Source organism: Streptomyces sp. NPDC093109, assembly GCF_040701725.1.
Classification (GTDB): domain Bacteria; phylum Actinomycetota; class Actinomycetes; order Streptomycetales; family Streptomycetaceae; genus Streptomyces.
Map to the genome: position 1 here is coordinate 43686 of NZ_JBFBEZ010000047.1, position 17743 is coordinate 61428.

The 17743-nt window shown below is 69.6% G+C and carries 12 protein-coding genes, 1 tRNA gene and 1 pseudogene; 8 read left to right on the plus strand and 6 right to left on the minus strand.

All coding sequences use genetic code 11. From position 1 onward, the window contains the following. Positions 1-20: 20 nt before the first annotated feature. A complete protein-coding gene (locus AB0389_RS32035; RefSeq protein WP_366399033.1) occupies positions 21-1673 on the minus strand; it encodes an ankyrin repeat domain-containing protein in 1653 nt (550 codons plus the stop codon). Between the two features lie 36 nt (positions 1674-1709). Continuing rightward, the gene (locus tag AB0389_RS32040; RefSeq protein ID WP_366399034.1) at positions 1710-2627 is read right to left on the minus strand and encodes a hypothetical protein; all 918 of its coding nucleotides are present in this window, start codon (positions 2625-2627) and stop codon (positions 1710-1712) included. Positions 2628-2928: 301 nt separating this feature from the next. Between AB0389_RS32040 and AB0389_RS32045 the strand changes: the two genes are divergently transcribed. Next, the gene (locus tag AB0389_RS32045) at positions 2929-3708 is read left to right on the plus strand and encodes a serine protease (RefSeq protein WP_366399035.1); all 780 of its coding nucleotides are present in this window, start codon (positions 2929-2931) and stop codon (positions 3706-3708) included. 92 nt (positions 3709-3800) lie between these two features. Here AB0389_RS32045 and AB0389_RS32050 read toward each other — a convergent pair whose 3' ends face one another. Further along, positions 3801-5672: a beta-galactosidase gene (locus tag AB0389_RS32050; protein WP_366399036.1), complete on the minus strand. Its 1872-nt coding sequence runs from the start codon at positions 5670-5672 to the stop codon at positions 3801-3803. A gap of 230 nt (positions 5673-5902) precedes the next feature. Between AB0389_RS32050 and AB0389_RS32055 the strand changes: the two are divergent. The 4 genes and pseudogenes from AB0389_RS32055 to AB0389_RS32070 all read left to right on the plus strand — a co-directional run bounded on the left by AB0389_RS32055 (position 5903) and on the right by AB0389_RS32070 (position 11550). Continuing rightward, a pseudogene (locus AB0389_RS32055) lies at positions 5903-6788 on the plus strand (AraC family transcriptional regulator). A gap of 11 nt (positions 6789-6799) precedes the next feature. Next, the gene (locus AB0389_RS32060) at positions 6800-7168 is read left to right on the plus strand and encodes a chorismate mutase (RefSeq protein WP_366399037.1); all 369 of its coding nucleotides are present in this window, start codon (positions 6800-6802) and stop codon (positions 7166-7168) included. Between the two features lie 135 nt (positions 7169-7303). Continuing rightward, complete coding sequence (gene pepN, locus AB0389_RS32065) at positions 7304-9883, plus strand: aminopeptidase N (protein WP_366399038.1); 2580 nt, start codon at positions 7304-7306, stop codon at positions 9881-9883. A 245-nt stretch (positions 9884-10128) separates the two neighbouring features. After that, positions 10129-11550 carry a SidA/IucD/PvdA family monooxygenase gene (locus AB0389_RS32070; protein ID WP_366399039.1) on the plus strand — a complete coding sequence of 474 codons (1422 nt, stop codon included), beginning with the start codon at positions 10129-10131 and terminating at the stop codon, positions 11548-11550. Positions 11551-11584: 34 nt separating this feature from the next. Here AB0389_RS32070 and AB0389_RS32075 read toward each other — a convergent pair whose 3' ends face one another. Further along, positions 11585-13402: a 5'-nucleotidase C-terminal domain-containing protein gene (locus AB0389_RS32075; protein ID WP_366399050.1), complete on the minus strand. Its 1818-nt coding sequence runs from the start codon at positions 13400-13402 to the stop codon at positions 11585-11587. A gap of 201 nt (positions 13403-13603) precedes the next feature. Between AB0389_RS32075 and AB0389_RS32080 the strand changes: the two genes are divergently transcribed. Further along, positions 13604-14338, plus strand: a complete 735-nt coding sequence (locus AB0389_RS32080; RefSeq protein ID WP_366399040.1) for an SIMPL domain-containing protein — start codon at positions 13604-13606, stop codon at positions 14336-14338. A 165-nt stretch (positions 14339-14503) separates the two neighbouring features. Beyond that, the gene (gene pyk, locus AB0389_RS32085; protein WP_366399041.1) at positions 14504-15937 is read left to right on the plus strand and encodes a pyruvate kinase; all 1434 of its coding nucleotides are present in this window, start codon (positions 14504-14506) and stop codon (positions 15935-15937) included. Between the two features lie 14 nt (positions 15938-15951). On the opposite strand, the gene AB0389_RS32090 is transcribed toward pyk, so the two are convergent. Together AB0389_RS32090 and AB0389_RS32095 are read right to left on the minus strand one after the other, a co-directional pair. Then, positions 15952-16743: a helix-turn-helix domain-containing protein gene (locus tag AB0389_RS32090; protein WP_366399042.1), complete on the minus strand. Its 792-nt coding sequence runs from the start codon at positions 16741-16743 to the stop codon at positions 15952-15954. Positions 16744-16852: 109 nt separating this feature from the next. Next, positions 16853-16925 (minus strand) — tRNA-Leu (locus tag AB0389_RS32095). A 101-nt stretch (positions 16926-17026) separates the two neighbouring features. Here AB0389_RS32095 and AB0389_RS32100 point away from each other — a divergent pair. Then, positions 17027-17692, plus strand: coding sequence for a response regulator (locus AB0389_RS32100; protein ID WP_366399043.1), 666 nt, complete (start codon positions 17027-17029; stop codon positions 17690-17692). The last annotated feature ends 51 nt before the right edge of the window (positions 17693-17743 follow it).

Sequence of the window (17743 nt, forward strand, 5' to 3'; positions counted from 1 at the left end):
GAGCCTCCGGTTCGGCCGGGTCAGCGGGGCCTCGGCAGCGTACGTTCCAGCCGCCGGCGCTCCGGACCCTCGGGTACGTGACCGACGGCGTCCACCGCCGTCCTGCGCGCGGAGCTGTCCGGCGCCTCGTCCGCCAGCAGCCGGGCCAGCGCGTCGAGGGCCCGCGGATCCTGCCGTACCGCCAGCCCGTGGGCCGCCGTTGCCGCCGTGTCCGCGTCCGGGTCGTTGAGCCGCGCCGCCAGCGCCTCGCGGACCTCGTACGTGTCCACCGCCATCCCGGCCAGCGCGATCACCGCCCGGTCCCGGACCGGACCGTCCGCGTCCCGGCTGAGCAGCACACCCGCACGGACCGCGCGGCCCATGCGGCCGGAGCCGCCGGGGTGTTCGGAACCGCCCGGGTGGTCAGGACCGGCCGGCGGTACGAGCGCCGGCAGCGCGAGCGCGACCCGGCGGCGTACCCGCGCGTCCGGATGTCCCGTGTGACGCAGCACCTCCGGCAGCGCGGCCGGATCGCCGTGCCGGCCCAGACCCTCCAGCACCGCGCGGACCAGCTCCGGCTCCACGGCCTCCCGGGACAGCGCCCGCAGCAGCGGCACCGCGCGCGCGGTGAAGCCGGTGCCCGCCGCGCCGTCGCCCGTTCCCCCCTCCGTGCCCAGCCGGGCCAGCACCTCAGCGCCGAACGTCTGCCGCTCGGGCTCGTCGCCCGCACACCACTCCGCGGCCTTACGGAACGTCTCCTCGTCGCCGCGCCGGGCCAGCGCCCCGACCGCCTCGATCCAGTCGTCCCGGCGGGGATTCCCGCAGCGCAGGGCCCGCGCCGCCAGCTCCTCGTACGGCGTCCGCAGCCCCAACTCCGCTTCGAGCAACGTCGCGACGGCCGCGTGCCCGGTCTGCTGCTCCTGCCCGGCGACCGGCCGGCCGTTCCGCAGCAGCTCGACGACGACGGTCACCGAGCCGTCCGCGCCCCCGGTCGCGTCCCGGTCTCCGTTCCCGCCCCCGCCCCCGTTGCCGTCCACGTCTCCGTCTTCGCCGGTCCTGTCGATCCGGCGCACCATCGTCTCGTACCCGTCACCGAAGCCGGCCAGCAGCGAACTCCGCAGCTCCGCCGCCACATCGAGCCCCATCCACCGCCGCGCCTCCACGAGCGCCGCGTGCCGGCCCGTGGCGCCGTACCGCAGCAGGACCCGTACGGTCGCGGTCGAGCCGCGCCGGGACGCCAGCAGCAGCGGCGGCTCGCCGCCCGGGCCCGGCAGGTCGGGGTCGGCGCCGTACTCCAGCAGCGCCTCCGCCGTGTCGGCGAAGCCCTGGCGGACCGCCCAGACCATCGCCGTCAGCTCGTAGGACTCCCTGCGGTCGGGCCGGGCACCGGCGGCGAGCAGCGCCCGGACGACCTCGGTATGGCCGCCGCAGGCCGCCGCGCAGAGCGGCAGATCGCCGCCCTCCGGGCCGTCGGCGGGGCCGCTCGGCCGGTCGGGGTCGGCGCCGGCGGTGAGCAGCAGCCGCACCAGCCCCGGTTCGTCACTGACCGAGGCCAGATAGAGGACGGTCTGGCCGTCCTCGTCGGTCGCCTCGGCGGGGACACCGGCCCGGAGCAGCCGTACGACCGCGTCGTCCGCGCCCTCGTACACCGCCTCGAACAGTTCCCGTGCGCCCGCTGTCGGGTCTTTCGTCATGCTTCGACCTTACGTTCGGTCAGGTGCGGCCGTCGCTCACGTATCGCAGTCCAGAACCGTGCCGCACAGCCCGCACCGCGCGCGGATCCGGCCGCGGACCGGGATCCGGATGCGCTGGAAGCAGGTGGGACAGGGGAAGGAGACGCGCGGCCCGTCGGGCAGCCGCTCGAAGGCATAGGGGGAGGGGGAGGAAGGGGAGTCAGAGGAAGGGGGAGCGGATCCGGGCGGGTTGGCGAGCGCGTGGCCGCGGTCCTTGGCGTACCGGCGCCGGCCCGCCCAGCCGGCGGTGGTCAGCGGTGGCCGCCGCTCGTCGTGGAGCGCCAGCTCCCGTCCTTTCGTATACGACGTGTAGCCCTGCGGGCTGGTGAACCAGATCCTCGGGTCCTCGTCGAACACGAGCGCGCGCTTGGCCAGGACGTAGCCGAACTCCTCCGGTGTGAGGTAGCCGAGCTTCTGGCTGGAGTCGCGGTCCTCGCGGTACGCGTCGAGCAGCAGCCAGCCGGCGCCCAGGTAGGTGGTGGCCGTGTCGGTCAGGATCTCGTTGTCACGGGTGCCGGGGAAGGCGAGCCCGAGCCGGTGCAGCAGGACATGGGTGATCTCGTGGGCGAGCGCGGCGCCGATGTCCCGGCGGTGGGTGCGGAACCGGTTGTTCAGTTCGATGAAGTACTCGGGGCCCGCGGTCAGTTCGACGTTCGCCGCGTGTGTCATCTCCCGGAAACTCACGATCACGCGCGCGTCCGGCAGCCGGAGCTGCTGGACGAGGGCGCGGGCCACCCGCTGGGTGCCGAGATGGAGATCGTCCAGATCGGAGAAGGCGACATCGGCGGGCGCCACGGCGGGGGCGTACGAGCGGATCCCGTCGGCCGAGAGCCGTCGGTAGAGCGCGGTGATCGCGGCGCGCGCGGTCTCCAGATGCGGGTAGCCGTGGGCGATCCCGCCGGCGCCGTTCGTCACGTCCGTACCCCCCTCGGGCCGGGCGACCCGCTCCGAGCCCTGCGCTCACTGTACGGCGGGGCGTACGGGATGAGGATCCGTCCGATGATCGGACGGTGGCTTTTCTGTGACTCTCCTGTGTGGCTCGAAGACGGCTCTTGTGGCGCGACTGATCCGATCCGCATAATCCGGATCACGCTTTCTTGTCGGGCCCATGTCAGCGGCGGTAGTGATCGCAACGCGCGTTGACCGGGCCTTTGGCGTGAACCCCCCATTCCCCCCTCAACCCCCCATACCCCCACACCCCATGAAAGGCAGTCCTATGAGCATTCTGGGTGCCATCAAGAGACTGGCGGCCGTCGGTGCCGTCGTCCTCGCCGCAGTCAGCCTCCAGCCCACCACCACCGCCTCCGCGGCGCCCGCGCCCGTCGTCGGCGGCACACGGGCGGCGCAGGGCGAATTCCCGTTCATGGTCCGGCTGTCGATGGGCTGTGGCGGCTCGCTGTACTCCTCGACGGTCGTCCTGACGGCCGCCCACTGTGTGGGCGCGACCGGCAACAACACCAGCATCACCGCCACCGCCGGAGTCGTGGACCTCCAGAGCAGCAGCGCCGTCACTTCCCGGTCCACCAAGATCTACCGGGCGCCCGGCTACAACGGGAACGGCAAGGACTGGGCGCTGATCAAGCTCGCCACGCCGATCAACCTGCCCACCCTGAACATCGCCACCACCACCACGTACAACACCGGCACCTTCACGGTCGCCGGCTGGGGCGCGGCCGTCCAGAACGGCGCCCAGCAGCGCTACCTCCTCAAGGCGTCCGTCCCGTACGTCTCGGACGCCACCTGCAACTCGGCGTCCTGGTACAACGGCGCGGTCATCACCACCGACGAGATATGCGCGGGCTACGCGGCGGGCGGCACGGACACCTGCCAGGGCGACTCCGGCGGCCCGATGTTCCGTACGGACAACTCGGGCAACTTCATCCAGGTCGGCATCGTGAGCTGGGGCGACGGCTGCGCCCAGCCGCGCTCCCCGGGCGTCTACACCAAGGTCTCGACCTTCGCGTCCGCGATCGCGGCGGCCGCGGCCACGTTGTAGCGGGGCCGCGACCGGGGCTCGGGCCCGGACGCGGACGACGGTCGCGATCGTGACCGCGTCCATGTCCGGGCCCGAAGCCCGAGCCGAGTGGGCTACTCGCCGGACGGGCTGACCTCCGCCCGTCCGGCGAGTTCTACGTGAACGGCCGGGCCCCGCCCCTCCAGCTCCAGGACCCACACCTCGTTGGCGCCCTCGCGGAGCACAGGACCCGGGACGTGCAGCGACTCCTGCGGGCCCTCGGCCGGCCAGTAGCGGCCCAGGCAGAAACCGTTCACCCAGACGAAGCCCCGGCCCCAGGCGGGCAGCGAGAGCAGGGCGTCGCCTGCACCGCGGATGTCGAAGGCCGCACGGTAGAGACCCCGGGTGTCGGCTTCGGGGACGGCTGCCGGGGCGTCGGCTTCGGGTACGGCGGCTTCGCTGACGGCGGCGTCGCCGGTCGTACGGTACGGGAGCGCGGCCACCGCCTCCGCGTCGTCGAACGCGTCCAGGCGCAGCCCCTGGGACCGTACCCCGTGCACAAACTGGAGCTCGTGCAGGATCCCGCCCGTGATCCCCTTCGACTCGCCCAGCCGCGGCCCGTAGTTGACGCGGCCGAGCGACTCGACCCAGACCTCGACGCTCGCGGGACCGGCCACCGGCTCGGCCAGGACGAGATCCGCGTGGGCGCTCTCGACACCCGACGCCCCGCCCCGTATCGCGGCCCGGGCACCGTCCACGTACACCGCGGCCAGATCCCGCACCCCCGCCAGCGACAGCCGCACGGGGCGCCGCGGGCCCGGGATGTCCACGCGATAGCGGACAAGACCGCGATCGACGTCCAGCTCCTCGAAGGTCGGCGGCAGGGCCGTCACCGACTCGGGCCCGCCGAGCGCCGTCACGACCTCGTCCAGCGGCACCCACCCCGCGCACTCCGCCCGTACGGAAGCCGCCAGGACGGGCCACGGCGGCGGAACGGCGGGCAGCGGCCCCTCCTGGAACTCCGCGAACACCTCACGCATCCGCCAGAACTTCTCCGTCGGCCTGCCCGCCTCGTCGATCGGCGCGTCGTAGTCGTACGAGGTGACATCCGGCTCCAGCACGCCCCCGTTCAGCTCACCACCGCGATTGGCGCCCGCCCAGCCGGCGAAGTTCGTCCCGCCGTGCGCCATGTACACATTGACCGAGGCACCGGGACCCGACTCCAGGACCTCGCGCAACGCCGCCGCCGCGTCCGCCGGATCCCGTACGACATGCTTCCCGCCCCAGCGGTCGAACCAGCCGCACCAGAACTCCATGCACATCAGCGGCCCGTCGGACCGGTGCCGGCGCAGCGTCTCGAAGGCGGCGCGCGCGCCCGAACCGAAGTTGACCGTCGCGAGCAGCCCCGGAATCAGACCACCGCTGAGCATGTGATCCTCCGGACCGTCCGAGGTGAACAACGGCACCGTGATGCCGCACTCCCTGGTCAGCTCTGTCAGCCGCGCCAGATAAACCTCGTCGGAGCCGTAACTTCCGTACTCGTTCTCGACCTGCACCATGACGACCGGACCACCACGGTCGAACTGGCGCTCGGCGACCTGGGGCAGCAGCCGGTGGTACCAGCGCTCCAACGCCCCCAGGAACTCCGGATCCCGGGTCCGCACCCGCGCCCCGAGCGGCCCGGTCAGCCAGTGCGGCAGCCCGCCGTTCTCCCACTCCGCACAGATGTACGGGCCCGGCCGTACGATCGCCCACAGCCCGGCCGCGTGCGCCGCGTCAAGGAAGCGGCCGAGCGCCTCCACTTCGTGGAGGCGGCCAGGCGCCGGCTCGTGCAGATTCCACGGAACATAGGTCTCCACACAATTCAGGCCCAGAGCACGCAGCATCGCGAGCCGGTGACCCCACTGCTCCTCATGGACCCGGAAGTAGTGCAGCGCCCCCGACAGCAGCCGCACGGGCCGGCCGTCCACCAGGAACGTCTCTTCACCAACGGTGAACTCGGGCACGATCGCCCACTCCCTCTCCTCGTCGTCCTCTTCGTCTTCCGGGTCTCCGCGACCACGGTTCCCGGCTTCGCCGCAATGGCCACCTTTCCCGTTGGCGAACGCAGGGTCCATGGACAAAGATCGCCTCTGATTGGACGCAACAGGCGGACGGACGGACGGACAGACGGACCGACAGACAGACGGACCGACGGATGGACGGGGTGGACGGGCGGATGGACGGGGTGGAGCGGATGCGGCACAGCTGGATGCGGTACTTCACCCCGAGCCCGGTCCACCACCGGCTCGGCCTCGTCTGCCTCGGCGTCGGCCTCCAGCACGGCGCCCTGCCCACGGTCGGACCCCGCACCCTCGACCACCACGTGGCCGTCGTCATCAGCACCGGCAACGGCTGGTTCCGCGCCGCCGACGGACGGCGCGTCGCCGTCACCGCACCCGCACTCCTCTGGCTCACCCCCGGCGTCACCCACCACTACGGCCCCGACCGCCACCACGGCTGGGACGAGAGCTTCGTCGCCTTCACCGGACCGGCCACCGCCACCTACACCGAACTCGGCTACATCGAGCCCGACCGGCCCGTCGTCCCCCTCGCCGACCCGGCCGGCGCTCGTGCCGTCGTCGCCCGCATCGCCCGCGCGGCCCGCCGCGGCAACCCGCTGCTGGAGGTCGAGACGGGCGCCGCCGTACACGAACTGCTCGTCGCGCTGCGCCGGGCCCGTACCGGCACGGGCGCCGGGACCGACCCCGTACTCCAGGCACTGGCCCGCGACGCCTGCGGACCGCTCACCGTCGCCGACCACGCGGCCCGCCAGGGCATGACACCCGCCGCGCTGCGCACCGCGGTGCGCGGAGCCGCCGGCTGCACCCCGAAGGACTACCTCCTCGGCATCCGCCTCGGCCGCGCCAAAGAACTCCTCGCCGCCACCGAACTCCCCGTCGCCGCCGTCGCCCGCCGCGTCGGCTACGACGACCCCGCCTACTTCTCCCGGCTGTTCACCCGGCGCGTCGGCCTCGCGCCCGTACGCTTCCGGGAACAGGAGAGCCGCCCGGCACCGGCACCGCCGCGACGGGATCCCGCATCCTGATCACCCACCCACGCTCCGGCCACGCTCCGTCTAAGCTGCCGAACCATGACCACGAGTGACCCCGGCCCCGCCTCCGCCTCCGCAGACAGCGGCGACCGTCCCGGCATCGACGACTCCGTACAGGCCGAGCTGACCCGCCTGCGCGGATCCATCGACAACATCGACGCGGCCGTCGTCCACATGCTCGCCGAACGCTTCAAATGCACCCAGCAGGTCGGCGTCCTCAAGGCCGAACACCACCTGCCCCCGGCCGACCCGTCCCGCGAGGCCCGCCAGATCACCCGCCTGCGCGAACTGGCCGAGAACGCCCGCCTGGACCCGGCCTTCGCCGAGAAACTCCTCAACTTCATCATCGCCGAGGTCATCCGCCACCACGAGACGATCGCGGACGGAGCACGAGCGGAAGAGGCCTGACCGTACGCCGCCCACGAGCGGCGCGACATACCCCGGCCGTCCCCGCCCAAGCACCGCCGGCCCCTGACTTCACTCCGCTCAGAGCGAAGAGAACCCCGATGCGGCCCCCGGCGCACATCGGGCAGCATGGGGCACATGTCCGTACTGACGCGCGACGAAGCGCAGACCCGAGCCCAGTTCCTCGACGTCCACCGCTACACGATCACCCTCGACCTCACCACCGGCGAGGACACCTTCGACTCCCACACCGCCATCCGCTTCACCGCGCGCGCGGCCGGAGACACCTTCGTCGAGCTGAAGCCCGCCACCCTGCGCTCCGTCACCCTCGACGGACAGCCACTGGACCCCGAGGGACTCGTCGAGAACCGCATCGCGCTGACCGGACTCGCCGCAGGCGAACACGTACTGCGCGTCGACGCGAGCATGGCCTACTCCCGCACCGGCGAAGGCATGCACCGCTTCACCGACCCCGCCGACGGCGAGACATACCTCTACACCCAGCTCTTCATGGACGACGTCCAACGCGTCTTCGCCGCATTCGACCAGCCCGACCTCAAATCCATCTTCGAACTGACCGTCACCGCACCCCAGGAATGGACCGTCCTCGGCAACGGAATCGCGGAACGGACCGGCGACGGAACAGCCAAGGACGGCACAGCCGGGAGCAGCACAGCCAGGAGCAGCACGACCGGGAGCAGCACAGCCGGCACACGCTGGACACTCGCCCCCACCCCCCTCATCTCCACCTACCTCGTCGCCGTCGCCGCCGGCCCCTGGCACTCCATCCGCACCGAACACGCCGGACTCCCCTTCGGCATCCACTGCCGCCGCTCCCTCGCCCCCCACCTCGACACCGACGCCGACGAAATCCTCGACATCACCCGCGCCTGCTACGACCGCTACCACGAGAAATTCGAGGAGCCCTACCCGTTCGACTCCTACGACCAGGCGTTCGTCCCCGAATTCAACGCCGGCGCCATGGAGAACCCCGGACTCGTCACCTTCCGCGACGAATTCATCTACCGCTCCGCCGTCACCGACACCGAACGCCAGACCCGCGCCGTGGTCATCGCCCACGAAATGGCACACATGTGGTTCGGCGACCTCGTCACCCTCACCTGGTGGGACGACATCTGGCTCAACGAGTCCTTCGCCGAGTACATGGGCTACCAGATCCTCACCGAAGCCACCCGCTTCACCGACACCTGGGTCGACTTCGCCATCGGACGCAAAGCCTGGGGATACGACGCCGACCAGCGCCCCTCCACCCACCCCGTCGCCCCCGACCCCGACGCCGTACCCGACACCGCCTCCGCACTGCTCAACTTCGACGGCATCTCCTACGCCAAGGGCGCCTCCGCACTGCGCCAGCTCGTCGCCTGGCTCGGCGAAAAAGACTTCCTCGCCGGCATCAACAACCACTTCGACCGGCACAAATTCGCCAACGCCACCCTCGCCGACTTCATCGACTCCCTCGCCCGCGCCACCGACCGCGACGTACACACCTGGGCCGCCCAGTGGCTCCGCACCACCGGAGTCGACACCCTCACCCCCCACATCACCGAAACCCCGGCCGGCACCGGCACCGGACCCCAATGGACCCTCGACGTCACACGGGACGGAAGCCGCCCGCACCACCTCACCGTCGGCACCTACGACACCGACCCCGCCGACCCCGCCAGGCTCGTCGCCCGCGACCACTCCGGACTCGACCTGCCGGCCCCCGACGGACCCCGGACCCACCCCGGCCCCCGCCCCGCCCTCGTCGTCCTCAACGACGGCGACCTCACCTACGCCAAGGTCCGCCTCGACACCCGGTCCTGGGACACCGCACTCCACACGCTCTCCGGCATCCCGGAACCCCTCACCCGCGCCGTCATCTGGAACGCCGCCCGCGACATGGTGCGCGACGCCGAACTCGCCCCCACCGCCTACCTCGACGCCGCCCGCGCCCACCTGCCCCACGAGACCGACCTCGCCGTCGTACAAGGCGTCCTCGCCTTCGCCGCGACGCAGATCGCCGACCGCTACCTCACCCCCGAGGACCGGCCCGCCGCACTCACCACCCTCACCGACCTCACCCGCGACCTCCTGCGCCGCACCGAGGACGGCGACAACCCCGGACTCCGCCTCACCGCCGTACGCCACGCCATCGACGCCGCCACCCGACCCGGCCCCCTCCAGGACTGGCTCGACTCCGGCAGCATCCCCGGCGGCCCCGCACTCGACCCCGAACTCCGCTGGCGGATCCTCACCCGGCTCGCCGTCCTCGGCGCCACCGACACCACCGCCATCACCGCCGAACTCGACCGCGACCCCAGCGCCACCGGCCAGGAAGGCGCCGCCCGCTGCCGCGCCGCCCTGCCCGACCCCGACGCCAAGGCGCGGGCATGGGCACGGCTCTTCCACACCGACGACCTCTCCAACTACCTCTTCGCCGCCACCGCCCAAGGCTTCTGGCAGCCCGAACAGACCGACCTCGTCAGCGCATACGTCCCCCGCTACTACCCCGAAGCCATCGCCCTCGCCGCCCGCCGGGGCCCCGCCATCGCCGACGCCGCCGGACGCTACGCCTTCCCCCGCCACGCCGCGGACGAACAATCACTGCGCCTCGGCCAGGAATACCTCGACACCACGGAGATGACCCCGGCACTCCGCCGCAAGGTCGCCGACCAACTGGACGACCTGCGCCGCGTGTCGCACGTACGGAGCTGAACCGGCCGGACAGCGGAACACACCGGAGGAACGTGTGCGCGGCACCACCGCCGCGCACACCACCGGCCGGCGCCCGGTCCTCAGCGCTCGGGACCGGAGCGCCCGGCACCGGCACGATCCGGCCGACCTCGCCGCCCGCCGCCCCACCCCATTACCCCGTTCAGGTATGGCTCGTTGTGCTCATCGGCACCACCACCGACCCCGGGCACCCCGGGCGCCCGACTCGTGGAAGGCAGCAACCGCCGATGACCGCCCAGCCCCGCCACCTCGACCGCCCCCACGACCTGGTCGGCATCGGCATCGGCCCGTTCAACCTCTCCCTCGCCGCCCTCACCGACGGAATCCCCCGCACCGGCGGCACACCACTCGCCACCACCTTCTACGACCAGAACCCCGCCTTCCACTGGCACCCCGGACTCCTCCTCGACGGCGCCACCCTCCAAGTCCCCTTCCTCGCCGACCTCGTCACCCTCGCCGACCCCGCCAGCCCCTGGACCTTCCTCAGCTACCTCAAAACCCGCGACCGGCTCTTCCCCTTCTACTTCGCCGAGCGCTTCCACATCCAACGCGCCGAATACGACGCCTACTGCCGCTGGGTCAGCCAACAACTCCCCACACTCCACTTCGGCCACCAGGTCGACGCCGTCCGCTGGAACCCCGAACGCGACCTCTTCGAAGTCGACTTCACCCAACTCGACCCGGACGGCGAAGCCGAAGCCCTCGGCCGCACCCACACCCGCAACATCGCCCTCGGCATCGGCACCGAACCCTACGTACCAGACCCCCTCAAACCACTCACCGAAGCACCCACCGTCCCCGTCATCCACTCCGCGGACTACCTCCACCACCGCGAACGGCTCCTCACCGCCGGCCACATCACCGTCATCGGCTCAGGACAGTCCGGCGCCGAGATCTTCCTCGACCTCCTCCGCGCCCGCCCCACCGGCGCCGAGAAACTCCACTGGCTCGCCCGCACCGAAGCCTTCGCCCCCATGGAGTACTCCAAGCTCGGCCTGGAACAGTTCACCCCCGACTACACCCGCTACTTCCACGCCCTGCCCGAACACGAACGCGACGACCTCATCCCCCGCCAATGGCAACTCCACAAAGGCATCGGCCCCGAAACCATCGCCGCCATCCACGACGAGCTCTACCGGCGCACCCTCCACGGCGGCTGGCCCGACGCCGTCCTCACCCCCGGCGTCTCCGTCCGCACCGCCGGCCGCGTCGCCACCACCAAAATCGAACTCCACCTCGAACACCGCAGACAAGCCACCCGCACCCGCCTCACCACCGACGCCGTCATCCTCGCCACCGGCTACCGCGAACGCCCACTCGACCGCATCCTCGCCGGACTCGACCCCTACATGCGCCGCGACAGCTCCAACCGCCCCCGCATCGACCCCCACCACCGGCTCCTGCTCGACCCCAGCGTCACCGGCTCCATCTACGTACAGAACGCCGAACGCCACACCCACGGCGTCGGCGCCCCCGACCTCGGCCTCGCCGCCTGGCGCAGCGCCACCATCCTCAACCACCTCACCGGCACCGAGCCCTACCCCCTGCCCCGACGCACCGCCTTCACCAGCTTCGGACTCGACACACAGAACCAGGCCCGCCCGGTACCCGCACCGAGGGGCCTGGTCCCACTCACCGAAGTCCGCTGAACAGCCGCCCGCCCAACAGCCCTCCGCCCAACGATCAGAAGACCGGCGTACCGTCCCGCGTCAGCTTCCAGTCCACCGACGCGAACACCGCCGGATCAACCGTCCCCGCAGCCTTCACCCAGCCAATGATCGTGTTACGGATCTCATCCGAATTCGCCCACAACTGCTGCGCCGCCGCGATACCCGGGAAATTCCCGCCACCACTCGCCCGATAGTTGTTCACCGCCAGCACAAACTTCGCCGCCGGATCCAAATCCCTCCCCTCGAACCGCAGATTCACAATCCGCGACCCCACCGGCTGCGCGATATCGATCTCATACGTCAGACCCGACACCACGTCATAGTTGTAATCCGGCGTACCATCCGCATTCGTCAGCTTCGCCGTATCCACCGCCCCACCCGCGGCCGTCCGCACGTAGTACTTCGCCGAATACTCCAGATACGCCCTGAGCTGCGCCCCGGTCACCAACCGCGCCTCAAGAGTGTTCTCGAACGGATACAGCCCCGCCGCATCCTTGATCGTCACCTCACCGGCCGGAATCCGCGCCGTCCGCGAGAAACACGACGCCTGCGACAGCACCGGCAGCGCCGCCCACTCGCCACCCGCCAGCGCAGCCTTCACCGTCTCCGCCTGAACATGGTTGATCAGATCAATGATCGGCTCGTCCTTCCACGGCGCGTCCACCGTGGACATCGCGACCGTCGACGTACCGATCACCTGATTCACATACGCCACCACCTTGCGGTGCTCGTCACCGAGCAGCCCCGTGATCTTCTTGTCCTCAGCGACCGTGTTCGAATTCAGAACCTTCGACGCGACCTTCTCGACCGTCCAGCCACCCCGCTCCCACACCAGATCGAAGTCGAACAGCGTCAGCCGCTGACCCCACTTGAGCGGCTCGGACAGCACCACATCCTTGCCCGTCTTCTTGTTGACCACCCGGCGCTCGGGAATCTCCACATGCGCATGCCCCACCAGAATCGCGTCGATCCCCGGCACCTGCTCCGCCACCAGCCCCGCCGCGTTCTCCACATACGGAAGCTGATCACCGTACGACGACGAACCGTCCGACCCCGAGTGCGCAGAAATAATCACCACATCCGCGCCCATCGAACGCAGCTTCGGCACCCACTTCGCCGCCTGCTCCTCCAGCCCCGGGAACGTCATCTTCCCCTGGACATTCGCCTTGTCCCAGATCGCGATCCCCGGATTGGTCAGACCCAGAATCGCCACCTTCACATCACGGCCGAACGGCGTCCGCACCTTCTTGATCACATACGGAGCGAAAGCCGGCTTCAACGTCTTCGCGTCCAGCGCGTTCGCACCGAGCAGCGGAAAACGACACTGCTCCTCGAACTTCCGCAGCACCGGAATACCGTAATTGAACTCGTGATTCCCCAGCGCCGCCGCGTCATAACCGATCGCGTTCATCGCCTGCGCCATCGGATGCACCGGACCACGCTTCGCCGTGATCGGATCCACCTTGGCGTAGTAGTACGACAGCTGCGTGCCCTGGATCGTGTCACCCGCATCGATCAGCAGCGTGTTCTGCCGGCCCTTCTCCTTACGGACCTGCTCGACCAGCGTGGAGATCTTCGCCAGACCGATGTCATTGTGCGCCGAGTCGTCGAACTCCTTGTCCGTGAAGTAGTCCCAGTTGAAGACGTTGCCATGCAGATCGGTCGTCCCCATCACCGTGAACGAGTACCGCTTCTGCGGACGCCCATGACCGGCCCCCTGACCACCCTTGCCACCGGCGGCGGCCTGCGCGGGCGTGACACCCCCCACCAGCGCCACCCCGGCCCCGGCAGCGGCCGAGGTACCCAGGAACGTCCTTCGATTCAGCGGCATTTCTTCTCCCTTGTGATCCATCGCAAGACCATCGCGCGACCGATCCATCGCACAACGCGCGTAGATTCTGGCGCAAACAGACCGCACGGCAACACCCCCAGAGGGTTTCGATCAGATGACCGCCGACCGCCACGACCGACTGTCGTACCCAAGTGCGACAGTGTCCCTACACAGCGTCCACACCAAGGAGCGACACCACCCATGACCACCGACCCCCTCACCGACCCGACCCCCACCCCCGCCGCCCCCTACGGCACCCCCGAAACCCCCCGCGTCGCCGTCCGAGGCGAAGCACGCATCGAAGTCGACCCCGAAATCGCCCGCATCTCCGTCACCGTCGGCGCCCGCGGCACCGACCGCCGCGCCGCCCTCGACGACCTCACCCGCCGCAACAACCACGCCATCACCCTCATCAAGACCTACGGCGACGCCATCGAAAAACTCGAAACCGGCGCCTTCTCCATCACCCCCGAACTCACCAGACACGGCCGAGGCGAACGCGTCCGCGCCTACCACGGCCGCGTCCACCTCACCGTCGAAATCACCGACTTCACCATCCTCGGCGAACTCACCACCCGCCTCGCCGACCTCGAACTCACCGGCATCGAAGGCCCCTGGTGGTCCCTGCGCCCCGACTCACCCGCCCACGCGACGGCACGCCGGCAAGCCGTACACGAAGCGGTCCAACGCGCCCGCGAATACGCCGAAGCTCTCGACGCCCGACTCGCCGCCCTCGTCGAACTCGCCGACCTCGGCGCGGAGAACACCGCGAACTACGGCCTCCCCGCCCCCGGCGGCATGCGAAGCCGCGCCGTCTTCGGAGCGAGCGAATCAGCGGACGCGGCGCCCCCGCTCGACCTCGAACCGCAACGCCAGAGGGTCTACGCCCAGGTCAACGCACGTTTTACCATGACCCCGCCAAAATTGAACGGCTGACCAACAGCTGACCGGCACCGATTCCACCCGCGAAACACACCGGAAATGCTCAAAAGAGCGACCCTGCGCACAATTCAACAGTTGTCAATAACCCTTCATCCAAAGGTGGTTGAGTAGTCATGCGGGGCCAATTCACTACCCACCGGTAAGCTCTAGGCTCGATATATGCGCCGAGCAAAGATCGTCTGTACCCTGGGCCCCGCCACCGACTCGTACGACCAGATCAAAGCCCTGGTCGAAGCCGGAATGGACGTCGCCCGCTTCAACCTCAGCCACGGCACCTACGCCGAGCACGAGGAGCGCTACCACCGCGTACGCAAAGCCGCCGACGAAACCGGCAGAAGCGTCGGAATCCTCGCCGACCTCCAAGGCCCCAAGATCCGCCTCGGCCGCTTCCACGAAGGCCCCGTACTCCTCGAACGCGGCGACGAATTCACCATCACCGTCGAACCCCACGACGGCGACCGCCACACCTGCTCCACCACCTACCAAGGACTCGCCGCCGACGTCACCACCGGCGAACGCATCCTCGTCGACGACGGCAAAGTCACCCTCGAGGTAACCTCCGTCGACGGCCCCCGCGTCCGCACCCTCGTCATTGAGGGCGGCATGGTCTCCGACCACAAGGGACTCAACCTCCCCGGCGTCTCCGTCTCCGTCCCCGCACTCTCCGAGAAGGACATCGACGACCTCCGCTGGGCCCTGCGCATCGGCGCCGACGTCATCGCCCTCTCCTTCGTCCGCAGCGGCGCCGACATCAACGACGTCCACCGCGTCATGGACGAGGAACAGCGCCGGCTCCCCGTCATCGCCAAGATCGAGAAACCCCAGGCCGTCGAGAACATCGACGACATCGTCGCCGCCTTCGACGGCATCATGGTCGCCCGCGGCGACCTCGGCGTCGAAATGCCCCTCGAACAGGTCCCGATCGTCCAGAAGCGCGCCATCAAACTCGCCAAGCGCAACGCCAAGCCGGTCATCGTCGCCACCCAGATGCTCGACTCGATGATCGAGAACTCCCGCCCCACCCGCGCCGAAGCCTCCGACGTCGCCAACGCCGTCATCGACGGCACGGACGCGGTGATGCTCTCCGGCGAGACCAGCGTCGGCAAATACCCCATCGACACGGTCAAAACCATGAGCCGCATCGTCGAAGCGGCGGAGGAGGACATCCTCGCCAAGGGCCTCCCCCCACTCACCGACCGCAACAAACCCCGCACCCAGGGCGGCGCGGTGGCCCGCGCGGCGGCCGAGATGGGCGACTTCCTCGGCGCGAAGTTCCTCGTCGCGTTCACCCAGTCCGGCGACACCGTCAAACGCCTCTCCCGCTACCGCTCCCCGATCCCCCTCCTCGCCTTCACCCCCGACCCCGCGACCCGCGCGCAGCTGACCCTCACCTGGGGCGTCGAAGCGTTCCTGGGCCCGCACGTGGACTCCACCGACGCGATGGTCGACCAGGTCGACGAGCAACTCCTGCGGATCGGCCGCTGCGCGAAGGGCGACATCGTCGTCATCACGGCGGGCTCCCCGCCGGGGGTCGCGGGCTCGACGAATCTGGTGCGGGTGCACCACATCGGCGAGGACGACAGCCCGAAGTAGTGGGACGGGCCCGGTCAGTACTTGGGGCCGATGTGGGCGTCCATGAGGGCGACGGATGCGCGTTTGGCGACGGAGATATTTTTGACGCTGCGGCGCTGGTTGGTGTGCCGCCACTCGACGCCGACCGCATCGAGGGTGTCGGTGAAGAGCCGCAGGATGTCGCCGGACGCGTTGGAGAAGAAGTAGCGCGGGTACTCGTACCGCTTGAGTACGCCGCCGATGATCTTCTCGGTCCAGTTGGTGGTGCGGCATCCGTCGGAGTGGACCAGGCCGCGTATGAATTCCCAGGGGAACTCGTCCACGATCTCCTGCTGCCAGATGGCGAGTTCGATCGTTCGCTCGTGTTTCTTGCCGGGGCCATGCTGGGGGAACAGGCAATCGAGGTGCTTGAAGTACACCTTGAGGTTCTGGCACCCCTGGCATTGCTGGCGGCAGACGGCGTTGTGCGGGAAAACCGCTCGCAGTGCTGCCACGGCAGCATCTTGGAGGCCCGGCCACGCATCATCCATGGTGATCAGTAGGCTCGGCACCCGGTGCTTTGCGTAGTGGCTGATGTAGCCGTCACCCAAGTACAGCCCCAGCAGGTAAGCATAGGCGCCTCTGTCGAGCGGGCGGCCGTCGCAGATCGGGCAGAGGGAGGAGCGGCGGGCGTCTACGCGGTCGCCCCGCCTCTTTCGGTCTTCGTGGCGCCACCAGCCGACTGTGCCGCGCGGGACGTTCAATTGTTCCGCAACGGCGCGGTTGGTTGCCCCTCGCCTCAGCATAACGAGTGCTTCTTCGCGTAGCGAAGGATTGTGCTGTGCCATGGCGCGAGCTTCGCTGGATCATGGGCTCGCCACGCGGAATCGAACCCACGTTCACCGTTTCGAGTGAAGATCGCCACTTGGGTGATCCACCTTGGAAACGAAGGGAGAGTGCCCCGAGTCGGATTCGAACCGACGCTGTATGGGTTTTGAATCCATGGCCTCTACCGCTGGGCTACCGGGGCTCCTTCGAAACGAAGGAAGGCAAGGACCCTCCGTGCCCCAACCATACCGTAGCTAGGTAGGCTCATGGGGAGCAGCACCCTGCCCGGAACAAGGAGCCCCCGTGACCGCCCCCGAGTCGCCCCAGCCCGTAGACGATGACGACAAGTCGCACGTCCCGCCGCTGACGACGCGAGTCGTCATCGCAGAGGACGAGGCGTTGATTCGCCTCGATCTCAAAGAGATGCTTGAGGAAGAGGGCTACTCGGTCGTCGGTGAGGCCGGAGACGGCGAGCGGGCCGTGGAGCTGGCGCGGGAGCACCGGCCGGATCTGGTGATCCTCGATGTGAAGATGCCGGTCCTGGACGGGATCTCCGCCGCCGAGAAGATCGCGGAGGAGTCCATCGCGCCCGTACTGATGCTGACCGCGTTCTCGCAGCGCGATCTCGTGGAGCGGGCGCGGGACGCCGGGGCGATGGCGTATCTGGTGAAGCCGTTCAGCAAGAGCGATGTGGTGCCGGCCATCGAGATGGCCGTGTCGCGCTTCGCGGAGCTGCGGACGCTGGAGAAGGAGGTCGCGGATCTGTCGCAGCGGCTGGAGACCCGGAAGCTGGTGGACCGGGCGAAGTCGGTGCTCCAGACGCAGTACGGGCTGACGGAGCCCGCCGCGTTCCGGTGGATCCAGAAGACGTCGATGGACCGGCGGATGTCGATGCAGCAGGTGGCCGAGGCGGTCATCGAGGACGCGGCGGAGAAGAAGAACAGCAAGGGCGGCGGCGGCCAGCCGTAGCGCGTCCGGGGATGACGGAAGAGGCCCGGTGCACCGCGTACGTACGCGGTG

Coding starts and splice junctions, on each gene's coding strand:
- AB0389_RS32070 (WP_366399039.1), top strand. CDS start 10,129: ATGACCGCCCAGCCCCGCCACCTCGACCGCCCCCACGACCTGGTCGGC.
- AB0389_RS32090 (WP_366399042.1), bottom strand. CDS start 16,743: ATGGCACAGCACAATCCTTCGCTACGCGAAGAAGCACTCGTTATGCTG.
- pyk (WP_366399041.1), top strand. CDS start 14,504: ATGCGCCGAGCAAAGATCGTCTGTACCCTGGGCCCCGCCACCGACTCG.
- AB0389_RS32035 (WP_366399033.1), bottom strand. CDS start 1,673: ATGACGAAAGACCCGACAGCGGGCGCACGGGAACTGTTCGAGGCGGTG.
- AB0389_RS32045 (WP_366399035.1), top strand. CDS start 2,929: ATGAGCATTCTGGGTGCCATCAAGAGACTGGCGGCCGTCGGTGCCGTC.
- AB0389_RS32080 (WP_366399040.1), top strand. CDS start 13,604: ATGACCACCGACCCCCTCACCGACCCGACCCCCACCCCCGCCGCCCCC.
- AB0389_RS32075 (WP_366399050.1), bottom strand. CDS start 13,402: ATGCCGCTGAATCGAAGGACGTTCCTGGGTACCTCGGCCGCTGCCGGG.
- AB0389_RS32060 (WP_366399037.1), top strand. CDS start 6,800: ATGACCACGAGTGACCCCGGCCCCGCCTCCGCCTCCGCAGACAGCGGC.
- pepN (WP_366399038.1), top strand. CDS start 7,304: ATGTCCGTACTGACGCGCGACGAAGCGCAGACCCGAGCCCAGTTCCTC.